The organism is Kribbella steppae, assembly GCF_004342025.1.
In the GTDB taxonomy this organism is placed as follows: domain Bacteria; phylum Actinomycetota; class Actinomycetes; order Propionibacteriales; family Kribbellaceae; genus Kribbella; species Kribbella steppae.
In genome coordinates, this window is sequence record NZ_SLWN01000002.1 from 428,167 (window position 1) to 453,938 (window position 25,772).

Annotated in this window: 27 protein-coding genes; 12 read left to right on the forward strand and 15 right to left on the reverse strand. The window is 68.5% G+C overall.

Annotated features, from left to right (window positions below; genetic code table 11):
• Positions 1-113: 113 nt before the first annotated feature.
• Together EV652_RS06905 and glgA are read left to right on the forward strand one after the other, a co-directional pair.
• Entirely contained in the window at positions 114-662 is a 549-nt protein-coding gene (locus tag EV652_RS06905; RefSeq protein ID WP_132208142.1) for a GNAT family N-acetyltransferase, read from the forward strand.
• 18 nt (positions 663-680) lie between these two features.
• Positions 681-1,838, forward strand: a complete 1,158-nt coding sequence (gene glgA, locus EV652_RS06910; protein ID WP_132208143.1) for a glycogen synthase — start codon at positions 681-683, stop codon at positions 1,836-1,838.
• A 14-nt stretch (positions 1,839-1,852) separates the two neighbouring features.
• Here the strand turns inward: glgA and EV652_RS06915 are convergent, their stop codons facing one another.
• Complete coding sequence (locus tag EV652_RS06915; protein ID WP_132208144.1) at positions 1,853-2,728, reverse strand: helix-turn-helix domain-containing protein; 876 nt, start codon at positions 2,726-2,728, stop codon at positions 1,853-1,855.
• Between the two features lie 103 nt (positions 2,729-2,831).
• On the opposite strand from EV652_RS06915, the gene EV652_RS45975 reads away from it, so the two are divergent.
• Positions 2,832-3,293 (forward strand): aldo/keto reductase, encoded by a 462-nt coding sequence (locus tag EV652_RS45975; RefSeq protein WP_305000197.1) that lies wholly within the window; start codon positions 2,832-2,834, stop codon positions 3,291-3,293.
• Positions 3,294-3,307: 14 nt separating this feature from the next.
• Positions 3,308-3,685 carry an aldo/keto reductase gene (locus EV652_RS45980; protein ID WP_305000199.1) on the forward strand — a complete coding sequence of 126 codons (378 nt, stop codon included), beginning with the start codon at positions 3,308-3,310 and terminating at the stop codon, positions 3,683-3,685.
• 49 nt (positions 3,686-3,734) lie between these two features.
• Here the strand turns inward: EV652_RS45980 and EV652_RS06925 are convergent, their stop codons facing one another.
• From EV652_RS06925 to EV652_RS06940, 4 genes are all read right to left on the reverse strand, one after another.
• The gene (locus EV652_RS06925) at positions 3,735-4,187 is read right to left on the reverse strand and encodes a group II truncated hemoglobin (protein WP_132208145.1); all 453 of its coding nucleotides are present in this window, start codon (positions 4,185-4,187) and stop codon (positions 3,735-3,737) included.
• A gap of 113 nt (positions 4,188-4,300) precedes the next feature.
• Positions 4,301-4,585, reverse strand: a complete 285-nt coding sequence (locus EV652_RS06930; RefSeq protein WP_132208146.1) for a hypothetical protein — start codon at positions 4,583-4,585, stop codon at positions 4,301-4,303.
• A gap of 40 nt (positions 4,586-4,625) precedes the next feature.
• Positions 4,626-6,143, reverse strand: coding sequence for a leucyl aminopeptidase family protein (locus EV652_RS06935; RefSeq protein ID WP_132208147.1), 1,518 nt, complete (start codon positions 6,141-6,143; stop codon positions 4,626-4,628).
• 137 nt (positions 6,144-6,280) lie between these two features.
• Complete coding sequence (locus tag EV652_RS06940) at positions 6,281-6,448, reverse strand: DUF3117 domain-containing protein (RefSeq protein ID WP_012923066.1); 168 nt, start codon at positions 6,446-6,448, stop codon at positions 6,281-6,283.
• A gap of 164 nt (positions 6,449-6,612) precedes the next feature.
• Between EV652_RS06940 and EV652_RS06945 the strand changes: the two genes are divergently transcribed.
• From EV652_RS06945 to EV652_RS06960, 4 genes are all read left to right on the forward strand, one after another.
• Positions 6,613-7,431, forward strand: a complete 819-nt coding sequence (locus EV652_RS06945; RefSeq protein ID WP_132208148.1) for a PaaX family transcriptional regulator — start codon at positions 6,613-6,615, stop codon at positions 7,429-7,431.
• 33 nt (positions 7,432-7,464) lie between these two features.
• Complete coding sequence (locus tag EV652_RS06950) at positions 7,465-8,256, forward strand: enoyl-CoA hydratase/isomerase family protein (protein ID WP_132208149.1); 792 nt, start codon at positions 7,465-7,467, stop codon at positions 8,254-8,256.
• Between the two features lie 87 nt (positions 8,257-8,343).
• Positions 8,344-9,192, forward strand: a complete 849-nt coding sequence (locus EV652_RS06955) for an alpha/beta hydrolase-fold protein (protein ID WP_255512583.1) — start codon at positions 8,344-8,346, stop codon at positions 9,190-9,192.
• A complete protein-coding gene (locus tag EV652_RS06960) occupies positions 9,134-9,667 on the forward strand; it encodes an SBBP repeat-containing protein (RefSeq protein ID WP_158441103.1) in 534 nt (177 codons plus the stop codon). Before EV652_RS06955 ends, EV652_RS06960 begins: the two co-directional genes overlap by 59 nt.
• A gap of 589 nt (positions 9,668-10,256) precedes the next feature.
• Here EV652_RS06960 and EV652_RS06965 read toward each other — a convergent pair.
• The 6 genes from EV652_RS06965 to EV652_RS06990 form a co-directional block, all read right to left on the reverse strand.
• Positions 10,257-10,817, reverse strand: a complete 561-nt coding sequence (locus tag EV652_RS06965; protein ID WP_132208152.1) for a DNA-3-methyladenine glycosylase I — start codon at positions 10,815-10,817, stop codon at positions 10,257-10,259.
• Positions 10,814-11,293: an SRPBCC family protein gene (locus tag EV652_RS06970; RefSeq protein WP_132208153.1), complete on the reverse strand. Its 480-nt coding sequence runs from the start codon at positions 11,291-11,293 to the stop codon at positions 10,814-10,816. Before EV652_RS06970 ends, EV652_RS06965 begins: the two co-directional genes overlap by 4 nt.
• Before the next feature lie 12 nt (positions 11,294-11,305).
• Positions 11,306-13,741, reverse strand: coding sequence for a DivIVA domain-containing protein (locus EV652_RS06975; protein WP_369410004.1), 2,436 nt, complete (start codon positions 13,739-13,741; stop codon positions 11,306-11,308).
• 91 nt (positions 13,742-13,832) lie between these two features.
• Positions 13,833-14,702, reverse strand: a complete 870-nt coding sequence (locus EV652_RS06980; protein ID WP_132208155.1) for an LOG family protein — start codon at positions 14,700-14,702, stop codon at positions 13,833-13,835.
• A 74-nt stretch (positions 14,703-14,776) separates the two neighbouring features.
• Positions 14,777-15,838, reverse strand: a complete 1,062-nt coding sequence (gene dapE / locus EV652_RS06985; RefSeq protein WP_132208156.1) for a succinyl-diaminopimelate desuccinylase — start codon at positions 15,836-15,838, stop codon at positions 14,777-14,779.
• A 34-nt stretch (positions 15,839-15,872) separates the two neighbouring features.
• The gene (locus tag EV652_RS06990) at positions 15,873-16,544 is read right to left on the reverse strand and encodes a VOC family protein (protein ID WP_132208157.1); all 672 of its coding nucleotides are present in this window, start codon (positions 16,542-16,544) and stop codon (positions 15,873-15,875) included.
• Positions 16,545-16,600: 56 nt separating this feature from the next.
• Between EV652_RS06990 and EV652_RS06995 the strand changes: the two genes are divergently transcribed.
• A complete protein-coding gene (locus tag EV652_RS06995; RefSeq protein ID WP_132208158.1) occupies positions 16,601-17,275 on the forward strand; it encodes a maleylpyruvate isomerase family mycothiol-dependent enzyme in 675 nt (224 codons plus the stop codon).
• Positions 17,276-17,294: 19 nt separating this feature from the next.
• Here EV652_RS06995 and EV652_RS07000 read toward each other — a convergent pair whose 3' ends face one another.
• The 4 genes from EV652_RS07000 to EV652_RS07015 are packed head-to-tail and all read right to left on the reverse strand — an operon-like array spanning position 17,295 to position 22,565.
• On the reverse strand, positions 17,295-19,352 hold the full coding sequence (locus tag EV652_RS07000; protein ID WP_132208159.1) for a DUF4185 domain-containing protein: 2,058 nt from the start codon (positions 19,350-19,352) through the stop codon (positions 17,295-17,297).
• Positions 19,353-19,370: 18 nt separating this feature from the next.
• Positions 19,371-20,168, reverse strand: coding sequence for a carbohydrate ABC transporter permease (locus EV652_RS07005; protein WP_132208160.1), 798 nt, complete (start codon positions 20,166-20,168; stop codon positions 19,371-19,373).
• Positions 20,158-21,114 carry a carbohydrate ABC transporter permease gene (locus EV652_RS07010; RefSeq protein ID WP_132208161.1) on the reverse strand — a complete coding sequence of 319 codons (957 nt, stop codon included), beginning with the start codon at positions 21,112-21,114 and terminating at the stop codon, positions 20,158-20,160. Before EV652_RS07010 ends, EV652_RS07005 begins: the two co-directional genes overlap by 11 nt.
• Positions 21,114-22,565, reverse strand: a complete 1,452-nt coding sequence (locus EV652_RS07015) for an ABC transporter substrate-binding protein (protein WP_242001612.1) — start codon at positions 22,563-22,565, stop codon at positions 21,114-21,116. The genes EV652_RS07010 and EV652_RS07015 overlap by 1 nt, the downstream gene beginning before the upstream one ends.
• A gap of 214 nt (positions 22,566-22,779) precedes the next feature.
• Between EV652_RS07015 and EV652_RS07020 the strand changes: the two genes are divergently transcribed.
• The 3 genes from EV652_RS07020 (at position 22,780) to EV652_RS07030 (ending at position 25,457) form a co-directional block, all read left to right on the forward strand.
• On the forward strand, positions 22,780-23,421 hold the full coding sequence (locus EV652_RS07020; protein ID WP_242001613.1) for a KpsF/GutQ family sugar-phosphate isomerase: 642 nt from the start codon (positions 22,780-22,782) through the stop codon (positions 23,419-23,421).
• Positions 23,418-24,377: a ribokinase gene (locus EV652_RS07025; protein ID WP_132208163.1), complete on the forward strand. Its 960-nt coding sequence runs from the start codon at positions 23,418-23,420 to the stop codon at positions 24,375-24,377. The genes EV652_RS07020 and EV652_RS07025 overlap by 4 nt, the downstream gene beginning before the upstream one ends.
• A 69-nt stretch (positions 24,378-24,446) precedes the next feature.
• The gene (locus EV652_RS07030) at positions 24,447-25,457 is read left to right on the forward strand and encodes a LacI family DNA-binding transcriptional regulator (RefSeq protein ID WP_132208164.1); all 1,011 of its coding nucleotides are present in this window, start codon (positions 24,447-24,449) and stop codon (positions 25,455-25,457) included.
• Positions 25,458-25,772 lie beyond the last annotated feature (315 nt).

A 25,772-nucleotide genomic window follows, 5' to 3' on the forward strand; every position in this document is an offset into this window, starting at 1 on the left:
TTAGGCCATGTGCACCCCTCATGTGCAGTGCGAGCAGGCACTCGGCGGGCACATGGCCTTAGCTCTGGAACCCCCGGGGCATAGGCGCTTGCGAGTGTCGCGACACTGTAAAGATGCCGATCCTCACCGAACCCACCGTTGCCGTTCACCGCTCGTTCCTCGCCGCGTGGGACGAGGCGGGACCGGAGCACGAGCGGTGGATGGGTGCCCGGACGATCGCCGGCGACGAGGAGGAGGAGTGGAGCCGGGACCAGGCGGAGGATCCGGGCGAGTTCGCCCGGCTGATCGAGGTGATCAGGACCGAGGCGGATCCGGAGACCGAGCTGGCGCCGGACCTCGTGCACCAGACCGTGCTCTGGTTCGTCGACGGACCCGAGTGGCTCGGCCGGCTCTCGATCCGGCACCGCCTCACCCCGGCCCTGGAGGAGCTCGGCGGCCACATCGGGTACTTCGTCCGCCCGTCGTACCGGCGGAAGGGGTACGCGACCGAGATGCTGGCCCAGTCGCTCCCGTTCGCGGCCCGACTCGGCATCGACCCGGCGCTGCTCACCTGCGACACGGACAACCTCCCGTCCCGCCGCGTGATCGAGGCGGCCGGTGGCGAACTGGAAGACGAGCGACACGGAAAGCTGCGCTTCTGGGTACCGACACGAACGTCCTGATGTCCTAGGGTCGGCTGCATGAAGGTGGCGATCCTGACGCGTGAGTTTCCTCCGGACGTGTACGGCGGGGCGGGGGTGCACGTGGACTTCCTGGTCCGCGAGCTGCGTCGCCTGCTCGACGTGGAGGTGCACTGCATGGGCGAACCACGCCACGGTGCGACCGCCCACTCCGAGGACGACCCGCGCATCCCACAGGCGAACGCGGCGCTGCGCATCCTCTCCACCGACCTGACCATGACGGCCGCGGTCGGCGACGCGCAGCTCGTGCACTCCCACACCTGGTACGCCAACATGGCCGGCCACTGGGCGAAGCTCCTGTACGGCGTCCCGCACGTGGTGACCGCACACTCGCTGGAGCCGCGCCGCCCGTGGAAGGCCGAGCAGCTGGGCGGCGGCTACCGCCTGTCGAGTTGGGCCGAGCGTACGGCGTACGAGGCGGCCGACGCCGTGGTCGCGGTGAGTCGTGGGATGCGGGACGACGTACTGGACTGCTACCCGGCGATCGACCCGGCCAAGGTGCACGTGATCTCGAACGGGATCGACGCCGACTTCTACCGCCCGGACCCGAAGACCAACGTGCTCGAGCGGCTCGGGGTCGACCTGAATCGGCCGTACGTGACGTTCGTCGGCCGGATCACCCGGCAGAAGGGCGTCCCGCACCTGCTCCGGGCCGGCCTGCAACTGGACCCGTCGGTCCAGCTGGTGCTGCTCGCCGGCGCAGCCGACACGGTCGAGCTGAAGGCCGAGACGGACGCGCTGATCGACGACCTGAAGGCGGCCCGGGACGGCGTTTTCGTGGTCTCCGAGATGTTGCCGCGTGAGGACGTCCGGCAGGTGCTGACCCACGCGCTGGCGTTCTGCTGCCCGTCGATCTACGAGCCGCTCGGCATCGTCAACCTGGAGGCGATGGCGTGCGAGACGGCCGTCGTCGCGAGCGCGGTCGGCGGCATCCCCGAGGTCGTCGACGACGGCGTCACCGGCACCCTGGTCCGGTACGACGAGAACGACATCGACACCTTCGAACGAGACCTGGCCGCAGCCATCAACGACCTGATCGGCAACCCGGCCAAGGCCGAAGCCATGGGCAAGGCCGGCCGCGACCGCGCCGTCTCCGAGTTCGGCTGGGACGCCGTCGCCGATCGCACCGTCCAGCTCTACACCAACCTGCTCGGGTAGCTCGCCCGCTGGGTCTAGCCGTCGCCGGTGGGCTGACTGCTCCGCTCGGGCACCTCGTCGCTGGACGCGATGAGGCTGCCCAGCAGTGCGAGCAGCTCGGCGTCGCGGCTGCCAGGCGTGGCGTGGTAGACCACCAGCGTCATCGAGTCGGTGCCGCCGATGGTGAGCTTGTTCTTCTTCAGCTCGATGTCGCCGACCTGCGGATGGGTGAGCAGGCTCGTCCGCCCGCGCCTCGTCCGCACATCGTGGCGAGCCCACAGTTCCCGGAAGCGGTGGCTGCGGACCGACAGGTCGCCGACCAGTTCGACGAGTCGCGGGTCGTCGACGTCCGACCCGAGCTCGGACCGCAGGGCGGCGACAGCTTCCTCGGTCAGGTCCTCCCAGTCCCGGTGGAACGTCTGCTCCGCCGGGTCGAGGAGAACCGTGGTCAGCAGGTTCACGCCGACCCTCAGTTTGGGGTTGATGGCCTGCCCGAGCGTGTTGACCGCCAGCACATCGGTGTACTTGTTCTGCACGTACGCCGGATTGTCAGTCCAGCTGTCGACCAGCTCGAGGATGCTCGGTGGCACCGGCTCGGCCTTCGGCCGCCGGCCGCCCTTCGGGGCAGCTCGCGGACGCTCTTGGGCAAGCCCGATCAGGTACGCCGTCGCATCCGCGTCAAGCCGCAGTACTTCGGCCAACGCCGCGAGCACCTGGACCGACGGGTTGCGGTCCCGGCCCTGCTCCAGCCGCAGGTAGTAGTCCGAGCTGATGCCGGCCAGCATCGCGACCTCCTCGCGCCGCAGCCCCGGCACCCGTCGCAACCCGGCCCGCCGGATCCCGACGTGCTCCGGCTGGACCTGGTCCCGCCGGGACCGGAGGTACTCGCCGAGCGCGTTCGTGCTCTCCATGCCTTCCACCGTAGCCGCGCCCGCGGCCCGTTGACTGGCCCTGTCACTCCCAGGATCAGCAGGGCTCTCCCAGGTCTGCTGACCCGGAGGAACAGTGGGAAGCATGACAGACAAGACCATCACGCTCGCCGACGACCTCACCATCACCCGGATGGGGTACGGCGCCATGCAGCTCGCCGGTCCGGGTGTCTTCGGACCACCCAGGGATCGCGACCAGGCGATCGCCGTACTGCGGGAAGCGGTGGAACTGGGCATCACCCACATCGACACCAGCGACTTCTACGGTCCCACGGTCGTCAACGAGCTCATCAGGGAAGCACTCCACCCGTACCCGGCGGACTTGCACCTCGTCACCAAGGTCGGCGCCCGCCGCGGCGACGACGCCAGCTGGAACCCGGCGCTGGCGCCAGAGGACCTGAAGGCCGCCGTCCACGAGAACCTCGACCACCTCGGTCTCGACGTGCTCGATGTGGTCAACCTGCGGACCGCGGAACACGACGGCGGCGGCGAGGCCTCGATCGCCGAGTCGTTCACGGCCTGGCCGAACTGCAGCAGGAGGGCCTGATCCGCCACCTCGGCCTGAGCGCCGTCACCATCCCCCAGATCCGCGAGGCCCAGGCGATCGCCCCGGTCGTGACCGTCCAGAACCTCTACAACCTGGTGCAGCGTGCCGACGACGACGTGGTCGACTTCTGCGCCGCCGAGAACATCGCGTTCGCCTCGTTCTTCCCCCTCGGCGGCTTCAGTCCGCTGCAGTCCGAGACCCTGGCGAAGGTGGCGACCCGCCTGAACGCCACTCCCCAGCAGGTCGCCCTGGCTTGGCTCCTCCAACGCTCCCCCACCAGCATCGTCATCCCAGGCACGTCGTCCGTAGCCCACCTCCGCGAAAACACAGCCGCCGCCGACCTCGTCCTCCCATCCGACGCCATCACCGAACTCGACACGATCACAGGCTGAACCAACCGCCCCGCGCCGGAGTCTGCCGAGGCGGCCGCGGTTGTGTGTCTCAGTCGGCGACCAGGCCGTCCCACGACCAGCGAGGGATCGACAGGTCGGTGGGTACGTCGGCGGCGGAGGCGTGGTACTTCGTCATCGCGACCGTCGTCGCCCAACTGAAGTAGTCGTGCAGCACGGCGTACAACCGGTCGTCGTCGGCCAGGCCAATGTCGGTCAGTGCCTGGTCGAAGCAGGCGACGGCGCGACGATCCATCTCCTCGTGCGGACCGTTCCCACTGTGCATCCGCACGACCGTCGACTCGTCGCCGTAGGCATCCGTGTACGTCGCCGGCCCACCGAGCGCCTCACCCCAGTACGCCGCCAACCGCACACTGTGGTCGTCCCGAAACCCATGGCTGAACGCGTGACTAACCACCTCATCCGCCATCACCCGCTCATGCCACGCATGAGCCAGCCGCAGCATCCCCGCATCCCCACCAGCCGCCTCGAACACCGTCACCATCCCCCCACCCTGGCACCCCCACCAAACCTCAGCAACCGCCCCAGACGAGGCGCTCGCAGACAGCGGACACATCGTGGCCGGGACGCCGCTCAATCGGCGTCGCGCTGAAAGTTCTAGGCCGCGCGCAGCGCTGACGCCACGACGGCCGGCTCCGCATCCGTGAGGCGAAGCACGACCTTCATGTGCGCGTCGAACCGTGGAGGCACGAAGAACAGCTCCGGATGCGCACGCAGCAACCGTTCCCGCTCCTCGAACCCAATCCGGAGGACGATCGCCGAGTCGTCGTACTGCCGCGCAACCAGCCGCCCATCCAGCGTCCACCGCAGCATCCCGCCCGCCGTCGACTCCTTCACCCCATCAAGCGCCAGAGCAACCCCGCTGACCTCCGCAACCTCCACCCCGCCACCCTGCCACGCCCCCGCAGATCTGCGGGAGGGGTCAGGCGATGCCGGCGGTGGGGGTTTTGGAGGTTAGCCAGGTGGTGAGGAGGCGGGCGCCGGCGCCGGTGGCGCCGGGGGAGTATTCGAAGCGGTCGGCGGGGGACTCGGCGATGGACGAGAGGTCGAGGTGGGCCCAGGGGATGTCTCCGGCGAAGGCCTTCAGGAAGAGGGCGGCGGTGATGGAGCCCGGGCCCTTGGAGCTGTTGACGGAGTCGGCGATCGGGGTCGCGATCAGCTCCTGGTACGCCGCGGACAGCGGCATCCGCCACAGTTCCTCTCCCGACACGCGCCCGGCGTCGGCCAGGTTGTCGGCGAGTGCGTCGTCGGTGGCGAACAGGCCGCCGTACAGCATCGAGCCGAGGGAGACCTTGATCGCGCCGGTCAGGGTGGCGATGTCGACGATGACGTCGGGTTCGAGTTCCTTGACCGCGTAGGCGAGTCCGTCGGCGAGGACGAGCCGGCCCTCGGCGTCGGTGTTCTTGACCTCGGTGGTGCGACCGCCGTAGTGCCGGATCACGTCGTCCGGGCGGTACGCCGTACCGGACGGCATGTTCTCCGCCGCGCAGATCAGACCGGTCACGCGGACCTGCGCACCGAGCTCGCGGAGCGCGGACAGGGTCGCGATCACCGACCCGCCGCCGGTCATGTCGCGCTTCATCGACACCATGCCCTCGCGCGGCTTCAGCGACAGACCGCCGGTGTCGTAGGTGATGCCCTTGCCAACGAGTACGACGTACGGCGTGTCGTCGTCGGCGCCCGCCGGGACGTAGTCGAGCCGGATGAACCGCGGCGGCCGGGTCGAACCCTTGCCGACCGCGAGGATGCCGCCGAACCCGTCCGCGGCCAACTTCTTCTCGTCCCACACCGAGACCTCGAGGCCGGACTCCGCGGCCAGCTCGGTCGCGCGCGCGGCCAGCCAGGCCGGGTCCTTCTCGTTCGACGGCGTGGTGGCGAACTGCCGCGCCAGCCAGCCGGTCCGGCCGATCACGACGCCCCGGTCGAGCTCGACCTGCCGGTCGTCGTCGGAACCGTCGGTCAGCGTCACCCGCGCGACCACCGGCTTACCTGGGTCGACCGTCTTCAGGGTGTAGGTGAAGGAGCCGAGTACGACGCCCTCGGCGAACGCCTGCAGCCTCGCGTCCTCGATGCCATCAGCAACTACCGTGGTGAGCTCGTCCTTGCCGCGGCCGAATCTCGCGATCGCCGCTCCGGCGTGTCGCAGGTCCTTGGCACTGCCGTCACCGGCCCCGACCAGCAGGATCTCGGTCACCTCACCGGTCAGCAGCGGGTACGCCGCGGTCGAACCGGCGGTCGTGGTGAAGCCGGTCGCCTGCTGTACCTCCAGCAGCCGGCTGAGGTCCACCCCGAGCCGCTCCCCGGCGTCCTTCGCGGCGGCGGGCAGGCCGCTCTCACCGACCACGATCACCCAGGTCGGGGCACCGTGCACCGGCAGGCCGGGCTGCCAGGCCACGGCCGGAAGAGTCGGGAACGCGAACTTGCTGCTGCGGCGAGCCACTAGAAGGACCTCACTGTTTGATCAAAGATGTCTGGGCACCACGGGCAACCGTAACGACCCCGGCCGGTGCCGCAAAAGGGCACCCACCGGGGTCGCATAGATATGTAGGGATGCGAGGACACCCCGGGAGTATTCGCTCAGCCGACGACGGCCTTGAGCGCGTTGCCGAGCTCGGTCGCTTCGTCGGCGTTCAACTCGACGACGAGCCGACCGCCGCCCTCGAGCGGAACCCGCATCACGATCCCCCGCCCCTCCTTGGTGACCTCGAGCGGACCATCGCCCGTCCGCGGCTTCATCGCCGCCATGCGCGCACCCCTTCCCAGTGTCGGTGTTGAGCGACGACACCGCACTGGGTACCGTCTCCGGCGCCGTGCGGTGATGCGCCGTCGGCGCGTATCGCAGTGTGTATCAGGACCCATTATTCCCGATCACAGGCCAGAGCCGCGCACCATACGGCAGACTCAGGCACGTGCACGCCCGTTCAGCCCTCTTCGACCTGTACGGCGACCACCTGCGCGCGCGTGGTGCGCGAGCCCCGGTCGCGGCCCTGGTCAGGCTGCTCGCGCCGCTCGGCGTCCACCCTCCGGCGGTCCGGACCGCGGTCTCGCGGATGGTCCGCCAGGGCTGGCTGGAGCCGGTCCGGATCGAGGGGCAGCCCGGATACGCACTCACGTCCCGGGCGCGTCGCCGGCTGGACGACGCCGCGGCCCGGATCTACCGCACGACGCCGGAAGGCAACGGATCCGGCCTCAGCGGCAACGGCTCCGGCGGCTGGGACCGGCACTGGCATCTGGGCATCCTGCGCGAGGTCCCGAACGCCCGGCGCCGTGAGCAACTGGCGAGCCAACTCGCCTTTCTGGGTTGGGCTCCGCTGTCCGACGGGGCCTGGGTCGGCCTGCGCAACGACGCCGAGGTCGACCAGATCCTTGGCATGGAAGGGATCGCGGCGGACCGGTTCCGGGCACCGGTCGACGACGGCGCCGTCGAGTTCGCCCGCCGGGTGTGGAAACTGGACGCGCTCGGCGCGTCGTACGACGCCTGGCTGATCGAGGCCAAGGCGCTGGTCGAGACCGCCGGCGACGACACCTCCGACGAGCAGGCGTTCGCCGTACGGTCGGAACTGGTGCACGAATGGCGCAAGTTCCTGTTCCTGGATCCGGGCCTGCCGGCCGAGCTTCTGCCGGACGACTGGGCCGGCACCAAGGCCGCCGCGTTCTTCGATTTCCACGCCGAACGGCTGAGCCCCGCGGCCGGGCGTTTCGTCGACAACTGCCTGACCTATCACTGAAATTCCTTACCGATTGTCAAGGAGCTGACCACGATGAGTGACTCCGTCACCTACGCCCTGACCGATGGGGTCGCCACCATCACGCTGAACCGGCCGGACGCGATGAACGCCCTCGACACGCCGACCAAGGTTCTGCTCCGTGACACCGTCCTGGCCGCCGCCGAGGACGACTCCGTCCGGGTCGTCGTCCTGACCGGGACCGGGCGGGCGTTCTGCGTCGGGCAGGACCTGAAGGAGCACATCGGGCTGCTCGAGGCGAACGACACGGACGCGCTCTGGAGCACCGTGCCGGACCACTTCGCGCCGATCGCCCTGGCTCTGGCCGAGATGCCGAAGCCGGTGATCGCGGCGGTGAACGGGGTCGCGGCCGGGGCCGGCGCGTCGATGGCGTTCGCGTGCGACTTCCGGGTGGTGGCGGACACGGCCGGGTTCAACCTGGCCTTCACCGGGATCGCGCTGTCGTGCGACACCGGGATCTCCTGGACGCTCCCCCGGCTGATCGGGCAGGCGAAGGCGCTCGAGCTGCTGTACTTCCCGCGCACGGTCCCCGCCGACGAGGCGCTGACGCTCGGCCTGGCGACGAGCGTCGTACCGGCGGCGGAGTTCTCGTCGGCGGTCGACGCGCTGGCCGCGAAGCTGGCGGCCGGGCCGACGGTCGCGTACGGCGCGGTGCGGCAGTCGCTCGGGTACTCGGCGACTCACACGCTGGCCGAGGCGCTGGTGTTCGAGGCCGGGAAGATGCAGCACACCGGCGACACCGAGGACCACCGCAACGCGGTCGCCTCCTTCGTCGCCAAGCAGAAGCCCACCTTCAACGGGCGGTGAGGTACCGAAGGACAGGAGGTACGGCGCTCCGCCGGGCCGTCCCGGCGGCCGCCACGCGGCGACCGGTGACTCATCCAAGGACACCTCCTGTCCTTCGGTCCCGGTAGCGGCAGCTCAGCCGGCGGCCGCCGTACCGCCCGGAACGATCTCGGCCGCGAGCGTGCGGTGGCGGGGTACTCGATGGGCGGCGCGGGGGCGTTGCGGTACGCGATGGCGCATCCGGAGGTGTTCGGCGCGTCGATCGCGCTCAGCCCGGCGGTGTACTTCCCGCTGCCGCCGGCCGACTCGAGCGCACGTGAGTTCGGTGCCTTCGGCAAGGGCAAGGATCCGTTCTCGGAAGCTGCCTATCTTCGGTTGAACTATCCGTCCGCGTTCAAGTCGTTCGCGGCGAAGGGTCTGCTGTCGCATCTCTTCATCGCGGTCGGCGACGACGAGTGGAACCCGAAGCCGGTCGACTACACCCACGACCTGGACTCCGAGGCGCACGTCGTGTTCAACCAGGCCGTCCGGGTGCCGAACCTGACCTCGGAGCTCCGCGTCGTCGACGGCGGCCACGACTGGGACGTCTGGGGGTCGACGTTCGCCGGTGGGGCGAAGTACATCTTCCAGTACATCGGCAAGCCGCCCGCCGTACCGATGAAGGCGACGGTGACCGGTACGGCGGGTGAGGACCGGCCGGCGGGATCGCTACTGATGCCTCAGGCAACGTCTATCAGGCGGCCGCTGTGGAGGGGTCGCTGGACGGCTCACCGTCCGCAAGGATGTGGCGCTGACCAAGTACGCACCGGACGGGACGCGGGAGTGGACGCGCTCGATCGGGACAAGCGGGACGGAACGCGCGTACGGCGTGGCGGTCGACGCGCAGGGCCGAGTCGTGGTGACCGGGTACACGACGGGGAATCTCGACGGCGCACATGCCGGGAACACGACCGATGATGCGTTCGCGGTGCAGTACGACGCGGCCGGGAATCAACGGTGGATAAGGCAGTTCGGCGTACCGGGGGTGGCGGGGTTCATCACGCGGTACTCGGTCGATGGCGATGCGGTATGGCTGAAGCAGTTCGGGACCTCTGCGTCCGACGAGGCGTGGGGGCTGGCGGCCGATCCAGCCGGTGGTGTGTATCTGACGGGCTACACCGCGGGCGACTTCTCGGGTGCGTTGGCGGGCGACAAGGACATCATCGTTGCGCGCGTCGACGGTGATGGGGTGCTGACGTGGCGGGACCAACTCGGTACGACGGGGAACGACAAGGGTGCTGCCGTTGCAGTCGATGGGTCAGGCAACGTGTACGTCGCCGGGTTCACCGATGGGGCGGTGGAGACGAGCATCGGAAAGTTCGACGGCGTAGTGACGAAGTACTCGCCCGAAACTCACCCGCACCTGGATCCGTCAGTTCGGTACGACGAATGACGACGCGGCGGATCCGTTCGCCGAGGCCAACGTCTACTTGACGACGACGCAGGACGGGACGCAAGTGTCCGGTCTGACCGCGACGGACGTGTTCCGTACTGCCTTCAGTGCGGACGGCGAGAACAAGGCGCCGTAGAAAGTTTGGTGGGCTCCCCGGCCGCGTTCCGGCCGGGCGAGTCACGGCCGGACAACCACCTGACAGACGGGGAGCCCGGTGAATACCTCATCACGTTCAGTGCCCGGAACACAACTCGTTCAGCCGTTTGTGTTCCCTTATTTTCAACATTCCTGAGCGCAACTTGCAGATGCACAAGCTACCTGCACGTGCATCGGATCAACCGCCTCTAAAACCCGTCAAACAACTGCCCGATCGGGTTACCGGGCTATACAGGTCACCCTGCTGTTCGTCCCCCACCACCCGGCGGATCAACGGGGCGATGCAGCTCACCGCCACCCCTCCCCACCACCACCCACAACGGTCAGCGGGCAACGCGGCTCACCGCCATCCCATCTGCTCTTCACCCCACCGTCCCACAACAGTCAGCGGGCAATGCAGCTACCTGCTCTTTCCACCAACCGCCCATGACGATCAGCGGGCAACGCACGTTGAGAGGTGGTCGTTGACGATGCCTGTTGCTTGCATCAGGGCGTAGGCGGTGGTCGGGCCGATGAAGACGAAGCCCTTCTTCTTCAGGGCTTTGGACATCGCGACGGACTCCGGCGTGGTGGCTGGAACGTCAGCCAGGGTCTTCGGGGCCTTGCGCTTGGCCGGCTCGAACGACCACAGCAGCTCGGTGAACTCACCGTCGTCCAACTCCAGCAGGGCACGCGCGTTGGAGATGGTCGCGTTGATCTTCAGCCGGTTGCGGACGATACCGGGATCTGCCATCAAACGCTCGAAGTCGTCGGCGCCGTACTTCGCGATCACCGTCGGGTCGAAGTGCGCGAACGCGGCCCGGAAGTTCTCCCGCTTGCGCAGGATGGTGATCCACGACAGCCCGGACTGGAACCCCTCCAGCGTCATCCGCTCGAACAGTCCGAGGTCGTCGCGGATCTCCTTGCCCCACTCGTTGTCGTGGTACTCGACGTACTCCGGCGCCGACGTCGCCCACCCACAACGCGGCTGCCCGTCCGGCCCGATCACCGTCACCGCGCCACCTCCCGCGCCAGTCGCCGCAACGACACCCGCATCATCACCTCGAACGCCGGCCGAACGACCGGCCACACCGCAACTCCAAGCTTCCCCAGCGGCGGTACGACGTCCTCCGACCAGGTGAACGTACTTGTCCCCGCCCCCGCGGCCGGGCCGTCGACTCCCCAGCGTCCGGGAGTGACTGCAAAGGTGCCGGTCCCGCGGACGACGGTGCCCAGGTGTTTCACCGTGCATTCGCGCGGCGGATCCCAGTGTGTGATGACCATGTCGTCAGTGAACCCCAAGGCACCGACAGAAGTTCGCGCCGCGACCCCGCCGCCGAGACCGACACCGTCGTTCTCGGTCGCCCAGACGCGGGTAAGCAGCATCCAGCGCGATTGCCGGTCCCAGTCCATGACCACGTCCCAGGCCGCCTGCGGATCCAACGGCAGGTCGACCGAGGCTTCGGCGTGGCAGATGCGCGCGGAGTTCATCAGCCGAACAGATCAGCTCGGCCGCTGATACGCGCCCTGCTCAGGTGCCGGATGCCCGTGCTGCTCCTGATCACCCTGCTCAGGCGGCACGTACCCCTGCTCGGCCGTCGGATAGTCGCCGTGCTCATCCGGTGCGTATGCACCTTGCTCAGGCGCCTGACCGTTCGACGGTGGTCCCGCAGGCTGCTGACCCTGAGCCGGCCACTGCGGCGTGGCGGGCTGCTGGTCCGCCGGCGGCCAGAACTGCCACGACTCCTGCTGCCCCTGCTCCTGCTGCTGAGCAGGAGGCTGCTGGGCCTGCTCTGGATACTGCTGCCCGTACTCCGGCTGCTGCTGGGCCTGCTGTTGGTGCTGCTGCACCTGCTCCGGCTGCTGCTGAGCCTGCTGTTGCCGCTGGGCGTACGGGTCCTGGGCAGGCTGCTGGTCCGCGTACGGCGCCTGCGCCGGGTACGACTGGGCAGGCGCCTGCGACGGATACGGCTGGGCTTGCTCGGAGTAGGTCGGCTGGGCCTGCGGCTGCTCGGAGTAGGTCGGCTGCTCGGGCGGCTGCTCGGAGTAGGTCGGCTGCTCGGAGTAGGTCGGCTGCTCGGGCGGCTGCTCGGAGTAGTTCTGAGCGGGTGGTGGCGGTGACGGCTGCTGCCACTGCGGGGCGGGCTCGGGAAGCACCCACTGAGGCGCAGGAGCGGGCTGGGCGTTCTGCGGTCGCGGATCCTGCTGCGACTCGGCCTGAGCGGCCTGTGACTCGGGCTGAGGAGCGGGCTGAGCGGTCTGCGACTCCGGCTGAGTGGTCTGCGACTCCGGCCGAGGAGCGGGCTGACTGGCCTGCGGCTCTGGCTGAGGAGCGGCCTGCGCCTGGGGGTCGGCAGACGGCGCGGGCTCGGCCGGGAACCACGGCTCGGGCTCGGGCTGCTGCCCCACGTATGAGTCGGTCTGCTGCTCGTAGGACTGCGACTCGTGCGACTGCGCGTAGGGCTGCTGCTGGCTGTAGGGCTCAGGCTGCTGAGCGATGTACGGCTCCCGCTGCGAGCTGTACGACTCCTGCTGCTGGGTGCCATACGACTGCTGCGCGGCGTAGGGCTGCGGCTGGCTGTACGGCTGCTGCTGGCTGTACGGCTCAGGCTGCTGAGCGATGTACGGCTCCCGCTGCGAGCTGTACGACTCCTGCTCCTGCGGGCTGTACGACTCCGGCTGCCGCTGGGCGTACGACTCCTGCTGCTGCGGTGCGTAGGAGTCCGGCTGCTGCTGGGCGTTGGGGCCGGGCTGCTGCGACGCGTAGGGCTCCGGCTGCTGCGGTGCGTAGGAGTCCGGCTCCTGCGGCGCGTGGGAGTCGGGCTGCTGCGGCGCGAACGAGTCCGGCTGCTGCCGCGCGTGGGCGTCCTGCTGCTGGACGTTGGGGTCCGGCTGCTGCGGCGTGTAGGAGTCGGGCTGCTGCGGCGGGAACGAGTCCGGCTGCTGCCGCGCGTGGGTGTCCTGCTGCTGGGCGTTGGGGTCCGGCTGAGGCGCGTAGGCGTCCGGCTGCTGCGGCGTGAAGGAGTACGGCGCGGACGCGGGTTGCTGGAGGACGATCGGCGACTCGGTCGGAGCGGCCTGTGCCTGGGGGGACTCGCTCTGGTGTGACTGGTCGCCAGCCGACGTCGGGGGCTCCGGCTCTACTGGGGACCTGCGGGGAGAGCTGGGCTGGGACTGGGCGTCCAGCAAGGCACGTGCCTCGGCCTGGAGGCGTTCGTACTCGTCCGCCGCGCCGTGGGACTCCCCCACCGGCACTTCCTGGGTCTCAGGCTCGGACTCATCCCGTTCCGACTCGACACCAATCGACCCGGCAACCGCCGCCGCCCCAGCGCCCTTCTCGTCAGCACCAGACGAGCCAACAGCGGGCGAGCCACCAGTCGGGCCAGCAGCAGACGAGCCAGCAGCCGGCGTGTCAGCCGCGCCGGAGTCAGCAGTCGGCGAGCCAGCAGCATGCGCGTCAGCAGACGGTGAGCCAGCAGTCGGCGAGCCGGCCGCAGGTGCCTCGGCCGGCTGGTCGATGGCGGTCTGCTCGGCGGTCTCGGGCTCGTTGACAGATTCCGGGAAGTCGCCGCCGACCATGATCGGCTTCTGCACGCCGGTGTCGTCGAAGTCGGACGGGTCGTAGTCGGCGCCCGAGGCGAACCCGGGCCCGTCGATGATCGGCGACACCGCGCGCTCCAGGTCGGCGATCCGCCGGTCCCGCTCCGCCACCTCGCGGGCGACCCGCTCGAGCAGCGTGTCCACCTCGTCCATCCGGTAGCCGCGCAGGCCGACGCCGAACCGCGCCGACTCGATATCCGTGGCGGTGAGCGTCTGCCGGGCCGGGACACTCAGGTCGGGCCGGTCGTCGTACGCCGTACTCATGGCACCCCAACGACCCGAGGCCACCACCGCGACAGCCCCGATCAACAGCACCACGATCAGCCCGAAGAACCACATCACGGGACCGATCGTGCCATGCCGACGAAGTCACCCGCACAATCGGAGCCGGATTCGGCCCTCGGCGTAGTGCCGACCGAGGCGTGAACCCTCAGCTACCGTCCGAGCCCAACCGGTGCGCTTCGCGCCGCTCGCGCGCCTCTGGGCTGTCCGCGTCGGCCACGTCCCGGGCGGCCGCAGCCGCTGCCTCTTCGGCCGCCGCGTCGGCCAGTTCACCGGCCTTGACGATGTAGCTGATCGCCTCGTCCACGTCGTCGGTCACCACGAACATGTCCAGGTCGGCCGCCGAGATCTTCCCGTCCGCGAGCATCGACTCGCGCAGCCAGTCGACCAGCCCGCTCCAGTACGACGTACCGAAAAGGACGACCGGGAACGAGGTGACCTTCCGCGTCTGGGCCAGCGTGAGCGCCTCGAACAGCTCGTCCAGCGTGCCGAAGCCGCCCGGCATCACCACGAACCCCTGGGCGTACTTCACGAACATCGTCTTGCGGGTGAAGAAGTAGCGGAAGTTCATCCCGACGTCGACCCACTCGTTCAGGCCGTTCTCGAAGGGCAGCTCGATGCCGAGCCCGACCGACACGCCGCCGGCCTCGGAGGCACCCTTGTTCGCCGCCTCCATCACCCCCGGTCCACCACCGGTGATCACCGCGTAACCGGCGCCGACCAACTTCCGGCCGAGCTCCTCCGCAGCGGTGTACATCGGGTCGTCCGGCTTGGTCCGGGCCGAGCCGAACACGCTGATCGCTACCCCGAGCTCGGCCAGCATGCCGAACCCCTCGATGAACTCCGACTGGATCCGCAGCACCCGCCACGGGTCGGTGTGTACCCAGTCCGACGGGCCGCGGCTGTCGAGCAGCCGCTGCTCGGAGGTGGATTGCTGCACCTGGTTGCGGCGCATCACGACCGGCCCGCGCTGCTTCTGGCCGATCGGGCGGTCGGGGTGGATCGAGGGTTCTGCCATACCTCCAGATTAGTGCGGACATTTCAACCGGCGCGCCGACGCGAGCCAGGCCACGCGGGGTACGGCGTACGGAACTACGCCGTCAACCAGGCCCTCAGCCGCTGTTCACACAGCTCGATCTCCGCCTCGGGGACGAATTCGTTCTGCTTGTGCGCGTACAGCGGGTCACCCGGCCCGTAGTTGACCGCCGGTACGCCGAGCAGCGTGAACCGGGCCACGTCGGTCCACCCGAACTTCGGCTTCGGCTCACCCCCGACCACCTGCAGGAGCGCCGCCGCGGCCGGCCGCTCCAGCCCGGGCAGCCCGCCCGGCGCCGAGTCGGTGACGGCCAACTCGAACCCGTCGAACACCTCCCGCAGATGCGCCTCGGCCTCCGCCTCCGACCGGCTCGGCGCGAACCGGTAGTTGATCTCCACCGTGCACAGATCCGGTATGACGTTGCCCGCGACGCCGCCGTGGATGCCGACCGCGTTCAGCCCCTCGCGGTACTCGAGCCCGTCGATCGGCACCCGGCGCGGCTCGTACGCCGTCAGTCGCGCCAGGATCTCGCCCGCGGCATGGATCGCGTTCGACCCCATCCAGGACCGGGCCGAGTGCGCCCGCTCGCCGCGGGTGGTGATCTCGACCCGCATCGTGCCCTGGCAGCCCGCCTCGACCACGCCGTTCGACGGCTCCATCACGACCGCGAAGACACCCTCGAGCAGCTCCGGGTTCGACCGGGTCAGCTTGAACAGGCCGTTCCGCTCGGACTCGACCTCCTCGCAGTCGTAGAAGACATAGGTGACGTCCCGGTTCGGCTCGGCCAGCGTCGCCGCCAGCCGGAGCCCGACCGCGAGACCGCCCTTCATGTCGCAGGCGCCGAGCCCGTGGATCAGGCCGTCCGCGCGCCGGGCCGGGAGGTTGTCGTTCAGCGGCACGGTGTCGATGTGCCCGGCGACGACGATCCGCTCGTCCCGGCCGAGGTCGGTCCGCGCGACCACGGTGTTCCCGTGCCGGAAGACCTTGAGGTGCGGGTACGCCGACAGCGCCGCCTCGATCGTGTCCGCCAACTGCTCCTCGGTCCCGCTGACCGACTGGTGGTTCACCAGCGCCACGGTCAGATCCGGGCCGGACATGTTCAGGTCGAGCAGGGTCATGGGGCCTCCCGGCAATTCAACAAGGCGCGGCAATTCAACTCAGGAACACACAGAACTCGTTGCCCTCGGGGTCGGCGCACACGTGCCAGCCGATCTCGTCGTCCTTGGGCCGCAGCAGTGTCGCACCCGCGTCCAGCACCGGCTGCAGGGCGGGCGCGGTGACGTCCCAGTGGATCCGGTTCTTCACCGTCTTAGCCTCCGGCACTGGGACGAACACCCAGTACGGGAACGGCAGTCCCGGCACGTTTTCCAGCCAGTAGTACGGCTGGCCCGGCCTACTCCCGACATCGCCGCCGACTACGCCGGCCCACCAGCGCGCCTGCGCCTCCGGGTCGGCCGAGTCGACCACCAGTTCCATCAGCCGGTACGCCGGGACCGTGTCGCGGACGAAGCCGCAGAACTCACCGCCCTCGGGGTCCTCCATCACGGTCCAATGCTGCTCTTCTGTCGCGGGCGACTGCACCGTCGCGCCCTCACGCACCAGGCCGTCGATCGAGCCGGTTTGCACGTCCAGGTGCACCCGTTGCTTCACCGTGCGCGGCTCCGGGACCTGGCACATCCAGATGGTCTTCTCCGGTACCTCGCCGACCAGCACGTTCGGGTTGTCGGCCGGTGAGGTCAGCCCGAGCACCCGCCCCCAGAACGCGACCATCGCACTAGGGCACGACACGTCCACACACAGGTCCTTGAACCGGGCCACGCTCATGCAGCCAACCCTAATCCGAGCGACCGACAAACACTTGCTTGGTTAGGCTGACGTCCATGCGCGACATCCGGCCCGAGGTCAAGGCAGCTGCTCAACGCGTCAACGACACCGTGGCGACGGTGGACGAGGCGGCGGTCCGGGCGCCGTCAGGCCTGCCCGGCTGGTCGCGCGGCCATGTCATCACCCACATCGCCAACTTCTCCGAGGCGATGACGCGGCAGGTCGAGGAAGCGCTCCAGGGCCGCCTGGTCGAGGTGTACGACGGCGGCCGCCCGGCCCGGGACGCCGGCATCGAAGCCGGCGCCGGCCGACCCGCCGCCGAGTTGCAAGAACACCTGCTCCAGGCGACGACCGCCTTGATCGCAGCCTGGGAGAGGGTCGGCCCCGACGACTGGGAACGCCCGGTCATGCACCGCAACAGCAACCTCGCCGCCGCCATCTACGCCACCTGGCGCGAGTTCGCCGTACACGCCGTCGACCTGGCCCTCGAGCCCACCCCGGACGGCTGGTCGAAGGAGTTCTGCCTCCACCTCCTCGACTTCCTCCGCCCTCGCACCCCTGACGGCATCCACCTGATCGTGCAGGCGACCGACGGCACCACCTGGGAGACCGGCGCCGGTGAGGACCGAATCCTCACCGGCACCCTCACCGACCTCACCGCCTGGTACGCCGGGCGCACGCCAACCGGCCCGATCACCGGCCAACCACCAGAACTCCTCCCCTGGCCATAGTGCGTCGGCGCGGCTCCGGCTAGCTCACGGTGAAGTCGTCGGGCTGGATCCACGTGTCGACGTTGGGGGCGTTGAAGCCGGCGTAGACCGTCAGCTCGTGGACTCCGGGCGGGACGGTCACGGTGACCTCGTGGTGGACGTAACCGGTTGACGCGCCGAAGGTTTTCGACCCGAGGTCCTGGGTCCCGAGGCGGACACCGAAACGACCCTGATCAGCGGGCAGCCCCGCCGACGCGTTGATCCAGGATCCGAAGGTGTACGTCGTACCAGGGTTGACCGGGACCGTTTGGTAGAGGGCACTCCAGCCGGTGCAGGTGCAGCGGATCCAGCCGTTGTTGGCCCCGGAGTGCGCGAACCCGAGACCACGGTCGACGCCGTTGGCCGCAGTTCCTTCGAAGAGCCAGGCCGGTTTGCCACCGCCCGTTCCCTCGAATCCACCGTCGGCGAGTTGGGCGACGTACTTGACCGCCAACTCGGAGACCGACGTGTAGCTGCGGGTCCCACCCGGCAGTCCGATCACGCGCACCCCGTCGGTCTCCTGAACCGGGAAGGTGATCGTGTACGTCTTGTTGGCACCCGCGGACGCGTCGCCGGGGTATGCCGGTGACACGGTCTGTGCGGCAACCTCCACCCAGGCGCCGTCGACCTTGACCTGAACCCGCGGCCGACCGGTGAAGTACCCGCCCTCAGCAGACACCGCACCGGATGTGAACTCAACCCTGTTCACCTTCTGCCGAGCAGGCCACGTGTAGCCCCACAACGAGGCACCCTTCACCTCGTCGTCGAAGTCGGTCTCGCTCCCCGTCACAGCACCGTCGTTCATCAGCGCGAGGCTGCCCGACTGCGACGACTTCGAGATCGCGCCGGCACCCGTCGACGGCGCCGCGAGGTTGTCATCCGACGGCAGGTTGTCCGCAGGCTCACCGGAAGACGGCGTCAGCACGAGCTTGCGCAGGTTGAAGTTGTAGACCGACGTACCGATCCCGCCGCCACCGCACGGGCAGACGTTCGCCTGGACGTACATCGTCTTGCCGTCCGGCTGGACGAACTTGGACGGGATCGTCACGCCGTACCCGCCGTACTTCGAGGTCGACCACGGGTACCCGCCGAAGTCCTTGCTGAGGAAGTGTTTCCACGGACCCCACGGCGTCGGCGCCTCGTAGAACTCGAAGGTGTACTCCGTCCAGGACGTGTAGACATATCGCTTCTGCTTCGCCAGGTAGGTCACGCCGCCTTGGCTGATCACGCTCAGGTTCGAAGCATTCGTCCCGTACGTCTGGGCGTACAGCCGACGCTGGTCGGTCAGCACCGGCTTGCGCTCGGCGATCTTCGAGGTCCACGACGGCTTCCCGCGATCGTTGCTCCCGGCATAGAACTCCCAGGCACCGCGGTTCTGCACCTTGCCTTTCGGGACCCGTGCCATGAACACACTCTGCGGATCGGCGACGGTGTCGTCGAAGGAGTCCCGCCAGTTCCCGTCCAGCCCGTAGGCATAGACGTACCCGTCCGGCGCGAGAGCTCCGCCCTTGCCGAAGTCCGCGAACCAGATCGTGGTGAAGACATGGTCGGAGAACATCGGCTTGCGCTGGTCCCATGTCCAGGTCCGGCCGTGATCGGTCGACTTGAGGATCGTCGCCGCCGGTACGTCGTTGAAGTCGAGGGCCAGATCCTGGACGGCCAGATACATCGTGTCCCCGACACAGACCATGCCGGTCGGTTTCCGGTTGTACCCGCCACCGCTCCAGATCGGCCCGACCTGGTCACCCTTCGAGATCGTCGTCCCGGACAGGTTCCAGGGTGAGCCGGTGACCTCGCTGACCGCGATATCGGAGAACTCCTGGTCCAGGCTGAACCCCTTGCCGTCACCGTTGGCGGCGTACAGCTTGTCGTTCCCGGCCCAGCAGGACGGCCACAGGTCGCCGTCGCTCTGGCTCGGCATTCCCTTGGACTCGACCGTGGTCGTGCCGATGTAGGTGCTGTTGGCACCGTCCGGCGAAGCGGAATCACCGGACTGGGTGAGCAGCGCCGCCGAGCCGAAGACCAGCGGCAGGACAGCAAGCAAGGCCCCACGCTTCATGAGCTATCCCTTTCGGAGCTACTTGAGACCGGTCGTCTTCATCGCGTCGACCAGCCGGCGCTGGCCGGCGACGAACACCACGACGGTCGGGATGGCCGCGATCACCGCGGCCGCGAGGATGAGGTTCCAGGCGGAGGCGTACTGACCCTGCATGCCGGAGACGCCGAGCTGGATGACGCGAAGGTCCGGGTTCCGGGTGATGGTCAGCGGCCAGAGGAACGCGTTCCAGTTGGCCAGGAAGAACAGCACCGACAGCGAGGCCAGCACCGGCCGGCTGAGGGGCAGGATGACACTCCAGTACCGGCGCCAGTAGCCGCAGCCGTCCAGGTCGGCGGCTTCCTCCAGCTCGCGCGGGATGTTCAGGTAGTACTGCCGGAGCAGGAAGATGCCGAAGGCATGGAAGATGCTCGGCACGATCAGCCCGGCGTAGCTGTCCAGCAGGCCGAGTTGCTTGGCCACGAGGAACAGCGGCACCAGGATCACCGGCAGCGAGACGAGCAGTGTCGACATGATGCCGGAGAAGATGATCGCGCGGCCCGGGAACCTCAGCCGGGCCAGCGCGTACGCCGCCATCGAGTGGAAGAACAGCGCCACCACGGTGACGACCACCGAGATGATCGCACTGTTCATCAGGAACGTCGGCATCGGGATCTTGAACAGCACGTACTGCAGGTTGTCCAACGTCCAGTTCGTCGGCCAGCCGAACGTGAACACGTCCTCGGCCGGCCGCAGTGCGCTGACCAGGACCCACAGCAGCGGCGCCACCACGATGAACGCCAGAACATGGGCCAGGACCGGGAAGAATCTAGTCCTCATCGAAACGGCCTCCCTTCGTGAAGGCGAACATGAGGCCGGTACACGCCACCAGGATCGCGACGACCACGGTGGTCAGCGCTGCGGCGTACCCCATGTTGTTGAAGGTGAACGCCTGTTCGTAGATGTAGAGGACGACGGTGCTGGTGGCTCGGGCCGGACCGCCGTGGGTCAGCACGAAGACCAGGTCGAACGCCTGCAGGCCGGTGACCGCGCCGATCGTCGAGTTCACCACCACGAAGAAGCTGGTCGGGCGCATCAGCGGCCAGATCACGTAGCGGAACCGCTGCCAGGTGCTCGCGCCGTCGATCTGGGCGGCGTCCTCGAGTTCCTTCGGGACGTCCTTGAGACCGGCCAGCAGCACCAGCATCTGGTAGCCCATCACGAACCAGACACTGATCACCACATAGGTGCCGAGGGCAAGCGACGGCGTACCGAGGAAGGACACGTCACTGAGGCCGAACGGCGCCAGCAGCTTCGAGAGCGCACCGCGCTTGTCCACCAGCAGGAACTGCCAGATCAGGCCGACGACGACCAGGCTGACGACGTGCGGGAGGAAGAACGCGGACCGCACCCACCCGATACCGCGGAAGTGGTTGCGGACCAGCATCGCCAGCGCGAAGCTCACCACGAACGCGAGCGGCACGAACGTGACGACGTAGATCGCGGTGACCTTGAGCGACGCCCAGAGCTGATCGTCGCCGCCCATCAGCTTGTAGTTGGCCAGACCGACGTACTGGTAGTTGCCGAAGCCGTCGACCTTGAAGAACGCGACGCCGAAGGCGAGCACCATCGGCAGCGCGACGAAGATCAGCAGACCGATGGCGTCCGGCGCGAGGAAGGCGTACGCCGCCAACGCCTCGCGCCGTTTCCGGGTCAGCGGAGCCTTGCCTCGCGCCGGCGAAGCCTTCACCAGCGGCTTGGACGGAGGAGCTGTCGTGGTCACCATCAGCTGATGGGCGCGCCCTGGTAGGTCTTCAGGAACGTGTCGATCCGCGCCGCCGCATCGGCCGCTGCCTTACCCGGGTCGGCCGCGTTCAGCTGGCAGGCCTGGATGGCGTCGGCGATCGGCTGGTACACCTCCGGTGGGAACCGCGGCTCCGGCTTGCCGGTCGGCGCGATCTCGCTGACGAACTGCTTCAGCACACCTTCGGCGAACGCACCCTTGGCGTCCGCGGCCTGCTGCACCGACTTGCGCGGCGGCACGTTGGTCTTCACCACGGTGTTCCACTGCCGCTGCCGTTCGATGCCCGCGGCATCGGTCGAGCCGAGGGCCCACGCGATGAACTTGGCCGCGGCCTCGGGGTTCTTGCCCTTGGCATTGGCGACGAACGCCCAGCCGCCGAGGTCGGTGGCCGGCTTGCCGCCGTCCGGGGTCGGGTGCGGGATGATGCCGTACTTGAAGTTCTTCGCCTTGGCCCGCATGTCCGCGACCGCCCAGATACCGCTCTGCTGCATCGCGGCCGCACCGGAGCCGAGGTTGGACACCACGTCACCGCCGCCGTCGCCGAGTGCCTTGCGCGGAGCCACCTTGTTCTGGATGGTGTCCTGCCAGAACTTCAGCGCCTGTACGGCGGCCGGCGAGTCGAACGCGACCTTGCCGTCCTTGATGGGCGTACCGTCGCCCTGCCAGAGGAACGGGTACCAGGTGAAGTTCTGGTAGTAACCGGGCAGCGTCTCGAACATCACGCCGTACCGGTCCTTGCCGGTCAGCTTCTCCGCCACTGCGAGAGTCTGGTCCCAGGTCTTCGGCAGGTCGGCCTCGGACAGGCCGGCCTTCTCGAACGCGGTCTCGTTGTAGTACATCGCGAGCGGCTCGATCTCCATCGGCAGGCCGTACACCTTGCCGTCCACACTGCGCGCATCGAGCAGGCCGGGCAGGTAGTCGGCCTTGGACTCGTCCGACAGCGCCGGGCCGAGATCCTGCAGGACGCCGCCGTTGTAGTAGCGGAGGAAGTCACCCGGGCTGATCAGGAAGATGTCCGGACCCTGCCCCGACTGGAAGGCGGTCTGCAGTGTGGTGCCGTTCAGGTAGTCCTTGCCGGGGATGTAGCGCAGCTTGACCTTGACGTCGTTGTTCTTGTTCCACTCGTCGACGGTCGAGATGAACCACTTGCTCTGTGGTCCCTGGTCGTCGGACGGACCGTAGAAGTTCCAGAACGACATCTCCTTGGCGTTGCCGCCGGACTCGTCGCCACCACAGGCGGTCAGCAGCGGTCCGCCGACCGCCGAGGCGGCGAGGGCGCCGAGACCGCCGCGCAGGATCGTGCGCCGGCTGACCGGCGTGGCAAGGCTGTGCTGTCTGGCAGGGATGGGTGTTGCGGCCATCAGGTGCTCCAGGGGGTGTCTCGAACGGCCGACCGCGTCGGTGCCGCCGGTGGTGTCGGGGGTCGTCGCCACCGTGTTGACCGTTTTCGGGGCAATCGATTTCTCGCAATCTACGAGTGACGACCTGGCCGGTCAACCCCCGGGCCGGTGTCGATGTGATCAAGTCCGCCGTTTTCCCCGTGCAGGTGAGGGTTTCGAGGAGAGCGCAGACGTTGACACTGCCGGACCTCGCTGCCTAGTCTGCGGAAATCGATTTCTGAGATGAGAGGGCTCTGGGATGCCAGTTGTGCCGAATCGTGGCGGTGTCGAGGCACCCCGGGATCTGGTCGCGTTGGGGCTGCAGGCGGCGCGGAACGCGATCGAGACCGAGGCGGCGGCCGTGTCGGCGCTGGCGGACCGGCTGGACGGGGTCTTCCTGGATGTGCTGATCGCGGTCGCCGGCTGCGAGGGCCACCTGGTGGTGACGGGCCTCGGCAAGTCCGGGCTGGTCGGCCGCAAGATCGCCGCCACCCTGGCCAGCACCGGTACGCCGGCCACCTTCATCCACTCCGGCGACGCGCTGCACGGCGACTCCGGTGCGGTGACGAACCGCGATCTCGTCCTGGCCCTGTCCGCGTCCGGCGAGACCGCGGAGGTGTGCGCGTTCGCCCGGATGCTTGTGGAGCGTGAGATCCCGGTGATCGCGATGACCGGCAACGAGGAGTCCACGCTGGCACGGATCGCGACATTCACGCTGGACACGATGGTGTTGCGCGAGGCGGATCCGCTCAACCTCGCCCCAACCGCATCGACCACAGCCACCCTCGCGATGGGCGATGCCCTGGCCTGCGCTCTCGTCGTACTGCGGGACTTCAGTCATCACGACTTCGCCCGCTTCCATCCATCGGGTGCACTCGGTCGGCGGCTGTTGCAAGGGGATGACGCATGAGCCGGTACGACGTGTGCGTGCTGGGCTCGTTCATGAAGGACTTGGTCGCGACCGCGGAACGGCGGCCGTTGCCGGGCGAGACGCTGCACGGCACCGGGTTCGCGGAGTTCCTCGGTGGCAAGGGCGTGAACCAGGCGATCGCGGCCGCGCGGATGGGTGCGCGGACGGCGATCGTCGGCACGATCGGCGAGGACCGGTACGGCGAGGAGTTCCTCGAACTGCTCGAGTCCGACGGCGTCGACACCGCGTGGGTCGTCCGGCATCCCGAGCTCGGCACCGGCGTGGGACTGCCGCTGGTCCTTCCGGACGGCGGCAACTCGATCATCATCGTGTCCCGCGCGAATGCCGCGATCACACCCGCCGACGTCGAGGCCGCTGCCGACGTACTGACCGCCAGCACCGTGCTCAGTGTCCAACTGGAACTCCCGGTCGAGGCGAGCCGAGCTGCCCTGCAGCTCGCCTCGACCGCGGGCGTCACCACGATCCTCACGCCGGCTCCGGTCGGACCGGTCGATCGCACGCTGTCGGATTTCGTCGACATCCTGGTCCCGAACGAGGTCGAGGCGGCCGCGCTGACCGGGCTGGACTGCGACGACGAGTCGCAGGTGCCGGTGATCGCCCGCAAGCTCGCGGACGAGTGGGACCTGCGCGGCTGTGTGGTGACGCTCGGGTCGCGAGGTGCGTTCGTCGTCGACCGCGACTCCGGCGCGGAAGTCTGGATCGGTGCGCACCAGGTCGCGACGGTGGACACGGTCGGCGCGGGCGATGCCTTCTGTGGGTCGCTGGCCGCGTCACTCGCATCGGGTGCACAGCTCGTGGACGCCGTACGACTGGCCAATGCGGCCGGTGCATTGTCGACAACCGTCAACGGCGCCGCCGACTCCGCACCTGACCGCGCCACCGCCCTCGCGCTCCTCGACGGGGCGGTCTTCAGTCTCGGTCCGCCTTCGTCGTGAGATCCTTTTCCCCGGATCGGAGCTAAAGTGCGATCCAGACGATCTACTGGACTCCAGCGGGGAGCAGGTATGACGACGATCTACGACGTCGCGCGGAGATCCGGTGTGTCTCCGGCCACCGTTTCACGCGTGCTGAGCGGGCGGCGGAACGTGGATCCGGAGCTCTCGGAGAAGGTTCGCGCCGCGGTCGCCGAACTCGGTTACCGGCCGAACGGGGTGGCCAGAAACCTTCGTAAATCCAGCACGAACCTGTGGGCCGTTGTCATCTCCGACATCGAGAACCCGTTCTTCACCTCACTGGTCCGCGGTCTCGAGGACGTCGCCCAGACCGCGGGCTACCACGTTGTACTGTGCAACTCCGACGAGGACCCGGCCAAGGAAGCGGCGTACGCGTCCGCGGTACTGACCGACCAGATGGCCGGCGTGGTCATCTCCCCGACGAGTACGGCGGAGGGCGTGCAGCAACTCGCGGAGGCGAAGCTCCCGATGGTGCTGATCGACCGCCGGGTCGACGGCGTCGAGGCCGACACCGTGCTGGTCGACAACGAACACGGCGCGACCGAGGGCGTCAAACACCTGATCGACGGCGGCTATCAGCGGATCGCCTGCATCACTGGCCCGCGCAAGGTCAGTACGGCGATGGACCGGCTGGCCGGCTACCGGTCGGCGCTGCGGGCCGGCGGGATCCGCTACGACAAGGACCTGGTCCGGCACGCCGACTTCCGCGAGGCCGGCGGGTACGCCGCGATGGAAAGCCTGCTCGAACTCCCCGAACCACCCGAGGCCCTGTTCGTCACCAACAACCTGATGACGGTCGGCGCGCTGGAATGCCTGGCCAAGAAGGGCGTCCGCGCTCCCGCCGACATCGCCGTCGTCGGCTTCGACGACATCCCCTGGGCCGACCTCGTCGTCCCCAGCCTCACCACCGTCGCCCAGCCCACCTACGAACTGGGCCGCACCGCCGGCCTGCTGCTGAAGGACCGCATCGCCTCCCCAGGCCGCCCCCCATCCACCGTCACCCTCCGCACCGAACTCCACATCCGAGCCACCTCAGCCCCCAAACGCCGCACGAAGAGGTAGGAGGATCGCCGCTCTGCGGAGGCTGTCATTTGGCGCCTCCGGCGGCGCGTGCAGGATGTGTATCGGGTCGGCGTGGTCGGCGCTGAGGACTGGATGAGTAAGAGGCACGTGTAAAGGACATCGCTTCGCGGCGGGTGTTCCTCTGGACGCCGCCGGCGGCAGGCGCAGACCGGACTCACGACGCCAATGTGCTGTGCGCCAGGTATCCGCAGACAAACGTGACTGCACCGACCGCACCAGGATCGTCGGTATCACCGGTCGCACCAACCTGCGAGCGAGAACACCGAGGCGATCGCGGATCGCGTGCTCGACGAA

Bases quoted from the DNA above. Each gene is read 5' to 3' on its own strand.
- EV652_RS06915 (WP_132208144.1), bottom strand. From the start codon at position 2,728: ATGGAGAGCACGAACGCGCTCGGCGAGTACCTCCGGTCCCGGCGGGAC.
- EV652_RS07000 (WP_132208159.1), bottom strand. From the start codon at position 19,352: ATGAAGCGTGGGGCCTTGCTTGCTGTCCTGCCGCTGGTCTTCGGCTCG.
- EV652_RS06975 (WP_369410004.1), bottom strand. From the start codon at position 13,741: ATGTGGTTCTTCGGGCTGATCGTGGTGCTGTTGATCGGGGCTGTCGCG.
- EV652_RS07030 (WP_132208164.1), top strand. From the start codon at position 24,447: ATGACGACGATCTACGACGTCGCGCGGAGATCCGGTGTGTCTCCGGCC.
- EV652_RS06925 (WP_132208145.1), bottom strand. From the start codon at position 4,187: ATGGTGACGGTGTTCGAGGCGGCTGGTGGGGATGCGGGGATGCTGCGG.
- EV652_RS06950 (WP_132208149.1), top strand. From the start codon at position 7,465: ATGAGTGACTCCGTCACCTACGCCCTGACCGATGGGGTCGCCACCATC.
- EV652_RS06905 (WP_132208142.1), top strand. From the start codon at position 114: ATGCCGATCCTCACCGAACCCACCGTTGCCGTTCACCGCTCGTTCCTC.
- EV652_RS06980 (WP_132208155.1), bottom strand. From the start codon at position 14,702: ATGGCAGAACCCTCGATCCACCCCGACCGCCCGATCGGCCAGAAGCAG.
- EV652_RS06970 (WP_132208153.1), bottom strand. From the start codon at position 11,293: ATGAACTCCGCGCGCATCTGCCACGCCGAAGCCTCGGTCGACCTGCCG.
- EV652_RS06940 (WP_012923066.1), bottom strand. From the start codon at position 6,448: ATGGCGGCGATGAAGCCGCGGACGGGCGATGGTCCGCTCGAGGTCACC.
- glgA (WP_132208143.1), top strand. From the start codon at position 681: ATGAAGGTGGCGATCCTGACGCGTGAGTTTCCTCCGGACGTGTACGGC.
- EV652_RS07010 (WP_132208161.1), bottom strand. From the start codon at position 21,114: ATGGTGACCACGACAGCTCCTCCGTCCAAGCCGCTGGTGAAGGCTTCG.
- EV652_RS06990 (WP_132208157.1), bottom strand. From the start codon at position 16,544: ATGAGCGTGGCCCGGTTCAAGGACCTGTGTGTGGACGTGTCGTGCCCT.
- EV652_RS07025 (WP_132208163.1), top strand. From the start codon at position 23,418: ATGAGCCGGTACGACGTGTGCGTGCTGGGCTCGTTCATGAAGGACTTG.
- EV652_RS06995 (WP_132208158.1), top strand. From the start codon at position 16,601: ATGCGCGACATCCGGCCCGAGGTCAAGGCAGCTGCTCAACGCGTCAAC.
- EV652_RS45975 (WP_305000197.1), top strand. From the start codon at position 2,832: ATGACAGACAAGACCATCACGCTCGCCGACGACCTCACCATCACCCGG.
- dapE (WP_132208156.1), bottom strand. From the start codon at position 15,838: ATGACCCTGCTCGACCTGAACATGTCCGGCCCGGATCTGACCGTGGCG.
- EV652_RS07005 (WP_132208160.1), bottom strand. From the start codon at position 20,168: ATGAGGACTAGATTCTTCCCGGTCCTGGCCCATGTTCTGGCGTTCATC.